This window comes from Actinophytocola sp. (assembly GCF_035712165.1).
Lineage (GTDB): Bacteria > Actinomycetota > Actinomycetes > Mycobacteriales > Pseudonocardiaceae > DASYTH01.
The window spans coordinates 1-3544 of record NZ_DASTBH010000280.1; the positions used below are offsets into that span (position 1 = coordinate 1).

Genomic DNA, 3544 nt, shown 5'->3' on the forward strand with positions numbered 1-3544 from the left:
AGATTACCCACGTGTTACTCACCCGTTCGCCACTAAACCACCACCGAAGCAGTGATCCCGTTCGACTTGCATGTGTTAAGCACGCCGCCAGCGTTCGTCCTGAGCCAGGATCAAACTCTCCAAAAAAACCTGGCAAAAAAACAACTCAAAAGAACCCACAAAGGGATTCATAAAGCTCTACTGGCTTAAATCGGCACACTGTTGAGTTCTCAAACAACACACGCACACCCGGTCAACGCACACGGCGTCTCGCAGGGGCCTTGCACTGCTTTGGTTTGTCCGGCTCGAACCCTCCGAGCCAACGGTCGCCCACTCTACCACTCGCTGTGGGAGCTTGGTTCGCGACCCCCCACCAGAACCCGGTCCCGATCTCCGAGCCCGTTCCGTTCCGGTGGGAACGAAGTTACACCGCGCCCCGCGCAATGGTCAAATCGATAGGGTGCCGGCGGATACCCGCAGGTCAGCCGACCACTTCGACCCCGGCGGTGGTGCGTTTGCCCCGGCGCAACACCAACCACTTTCCGTGCAGTAGGTCACTCTGCTGGGGCCGCCAGTCCTCCTCGGCGACCTTCACGTTGTTCACGTACGCCCCGCCCTCGCTCACCGTCCGGCGCGCGGCACCGCGACTGGGCGAAAGTCCGGCGGTCACCAGGAGGTCGACGATCGTGGGCGACTCGACCAGCCGGGCGGTTCCGGTCGGCGCCTCGGCCATGGCCGCGTCGAGCGTGGCCGCGTCGAGGTCGCGCAACTCGCCCCGGCCGAACAGGGCCTGGCTGGCCGCGACCACCTGGCGCATCTCGTGCTCGCCGTGCACCAGCGTGGTGAACTCCTCGGCCAACCTGCGCTGGGCCGCGCGCAGGTGCGGCGCCTCCTCGGTGGACCGCTCCAACTCGGCGATCTCCTCCCGGGTGAGGAAGGTGAACATGCGCAGGTAGCGCACCGCGTCGGCGTCCCCGACGTTGACGAAGTACTGGTACCAGGCATACGGCGAGGTCATCGCCGGATCCAGCCAGACATTCCCGCCGCCGGTGGACTTGCCGAACTTGCGGCCCTCCGAGTCGGTCACCAGCGGCAACGTCAAGGCGTGCACCGACTTTCCGTCCACCCGGCGGACCAGGTCGACGCCGGAGACGATGTTGCCCCACTGGTCGGCGCCGCCGATCTGCAGCCGGCAGTCGTGCCGCCTGTGCAGCTGCAGGTAGTCGTTGGCCTGCAGCAACATGTAGCTGAACTCGGTGTAGGAGATGCCGTCGCCCTCGAGCCGGCGCTTGATCGTGTCCCGGGCCAGCATCACGTTGATCGAGAAGTGCTTGCCGACGTCGCGCAGGAAGGTGGTCACCGGCAGGTCGGCTGTCCAGGTGAGGTTGTTCTCCACGAGCGCGCCGGTGGGCGAGCCGTCGAAGTCGACGAACCGCTCGAGTTGGCCCCGGATCCGCTCGGTCCATTCGGCCACGGTGTCCAGCGACTGCATGGTCCGCTCACCGACGTCACGTGGGTCGCCGACCATCCCGGTGGCCCCGCCGGCGAGCACGATCGGCCGGTGGCCGGCCCGCTGGAACCGCCGCAGGCCGAGCAGCGGGATCAGGTTCCCGGCGTGCAGGCTCGGGCTGGTCGGGTCGAAGCCGCAGTAGAGCGTGACCGGCCCGCCGTCCAGTTCGCGCCGCAGCGCGTCCAGGTCGGTCGACTGCGCGATCAGCCCACGCCAGGCCAGCTCGTCCAGAATGTGTTCAGGCACGTGCACATCTTCCTGTACGCACCGGGGTCAGGCCGCCGCGGTGCCCTCGATCTCGAGCAGCCAGGCCTCGTCCCAGATGCCGGTGATGATGATCGTCAGCGCCGGATGATGATCGCCGAGCACCTCGTGTCGGATCGCGGCGTTGGCCGCGCGGTACTTCCGGTCGGACAGGAAGATCGTGACCTTGACCAGGTTCCGCAGCGACATGTCCGCTCCCTCGAGCACCGCCGCCACGTTGCGCCAGGCCAGCCGGCACTGCGACTCGAAGTCCTCGGGAATGCCGTCCTCGGCCGTCTCGGGCACCTGGCCGCTGACGAAGAGCAGCCGCTCGGCGCCGGTCACCAGCACGCCCTGGGCGTAGGAGCCGGGCTGCGGAAGGATCTCGGTTGTCTGCACGGCGGCACGGTAACGAGCCGGAGACCGTTGCCACGACCGGATTTCCGGGCGTACCGTTGATCACGGTGATCTGAACTGAGCGAGCCCGAGATCGAGGTGCCCGACTTCCGGGGGATGCAGGCGCTGAACGCCTGGCTCACCGGGCACGACCGTGGCCTGCTGCTCCAGGGACCCGATCCGGACAGTCCCGACCCGCTGCTGCACGGCATCGTGATCGGCCAGCGGCCGGCGCCCCGATCGCGGCTGCGGCGTTGGGATCCGGTCACCGTCTGGGTCCAACCTCCGCCGGAGGACGGCAGTGGGGTTCGGGAACCGGTGCGGCCGCTGCCGCCGGTACGCACCAACAAGGCGTACCTCGACGAAGGTGGTCAGGACCGCTGACGTTTGCCGCCGCGGCGGTAGGTGCTCACGGTCGGCGAACCCGTCAGCCAGAACCGCCAGGGCACGTCCAGCGCGACCGCGACGCCCACCCGCGGGCCGACCCGGATGTCCTCGGCGGGAACCGGTTCGGCGGCCAGCAGCCGGATCGGCGAGCCGGGGTCGGTCAGGTCCGCGCCGTTGTGCCGGCGATCCAGGCCCAGCACCCCGGTCAGCCGGGCCGGCCCCTTGGCCAGCTCGGTCTCGCTGCGCGCCCCCGGGCGACGCCGCGTCGCCACGTCCACTCCGGACACCACCTCGCCGGCGCGTAACAGCACCGCGCCCGGGACGCCGTCGGTCAACGCCACCACGTTCGCGCAGAAGTGCATGCCGTAGACGAAGTAGACGTACAGGTGCCCGGCCGGGCCGAACATCACCTCGTTGCGGGCCGTCCGGCCGCGATAGCAGTGCGAGGCCGGGTCGTCGCCGCCGCGGTAGGCCTCCACCTCGGTCAGCCGGACCTGCACCACACCGTCCGGCAGTTCGGACTCGAGCACACAGCCCAGCAGCCGGCGAGCCACATCGACCGGGTCCGCCGCCAACTCCTCGCGCGCGATCAGGTCAATCACGCGATCCACGCACGGTGCTCGGCGGCACGGTCGATCACGCGACGCAGCTGTTCGGCCACCCGGTCGGGGGCAGTTCCGCCGTAAGCGTCGCGAGAGGAGATCGAACCGGTCACGGTGAGCACAGTACGCAACTCAGGGGTGAGGCTGGGATGGATGCCGGCCAACTCGGCGTCGGACAGGTCCGCGAGACCGACGCCGCGCGCCTCGGCCGCGCGCACGCAGGCGCCCGCGGCCTCGTGCGCCACCCGGAACGGAACGCCCTGGCGCACCAGCCATTCCGCGATGTCGGTGGCCAGCGTGAACCCGGCCGGCGCCAGCGCCGCGAGCCGGTCCGGGTCGAAGGTGAGCGTCCCGACCAGCCCGGCGACCGCGGGCAGCAGCAGTTCCAGCTGGTCCACCGAGTCGAACAACGGCTCCTTGTCCTCCT

At 69.0% G+C, this 3544-nt stretch carries 4 protein-coding genes, 1 rRNA gene and 1 pseudogene; 1 reads left to right on the forward strand and 5 read right to left on the reverse strand.

The window, feature by feature from the left end; translation table 11 throughout:
* The 3 genes from VFO68_RS15855 to VFO68_RS15865 all read right to left on the reverse strand — a co-directional run.
* A 16S ribosomal RNA gene (locus tag VFO68_RS15855) occupies positions 1-126 on the reverse strand; the annotation flags it as partial.
* 334 nt (positions 127-460) lie between these two features.
* Entirely contained in the window at positions 461-1735 is a 1275-nt protein-coding gene (tyrS, locus tag VFO68_RS15860; protein ID WP_325159056.1) for a tyrosine--tRNA ligase, read from the reverse strand.
* Positions 1736-1762: 27 nt separating this feature from the next.
* Positions 1763-2131: a RidA family protein gene (locus VFO68_RS15865; protein WP_325159057.1), complete on the reverse strand. Its 369-nt coding sequence runs from the start codon at positions 2129-2131 to the stop codon at positions 1763-1765.
* A 96-nt stretch (positions 2132-2227) separates the two neighbouring features.
* Between VFO68_RS15865 and VFO68_RS15870 the strand changes: the two genes are divergently transcribed.
* A complete protein-coding gene (locus VFO68_RS15870) occupies positions 2228-2512 on the forward strand; it encodes a PASTA domain-containing protein (RefSeq protein ID WP_325159058.1) in 285 nt (94 codons plus the stop codon).
* Here the strand turns inward: VFO68_RS15870 and VFO68_RS15875 are convergent.
* Together VFO68_RS15875 and VFO68_RS15880 are read right to left on the reverse strand one after the other, a co-directional pair.
* A complete protein-coding gene (locus VFO68_RS15875) occupies positions 2500-3126 on the reverse strand; it encodes a DNA-3-methyladenine glycosylase (RefSeq protein WP_325159059.1) in 627 nt (208 codons plus the stop codon). The two genes, VFO68_RS15870 and VFO68_RS15875, sit on opposite strands and share 13 nt — an antisense overlap.
* Positions 3114-3544, reverse strand: a pseudogene (locus tag VFO68_RS15880) (argininosuccinate lyase); the annotation flags it as partial. The pseudogene VFO68_RS15880 and the gene VFO68_RS15875, both read right to left, overlap by 13 nt.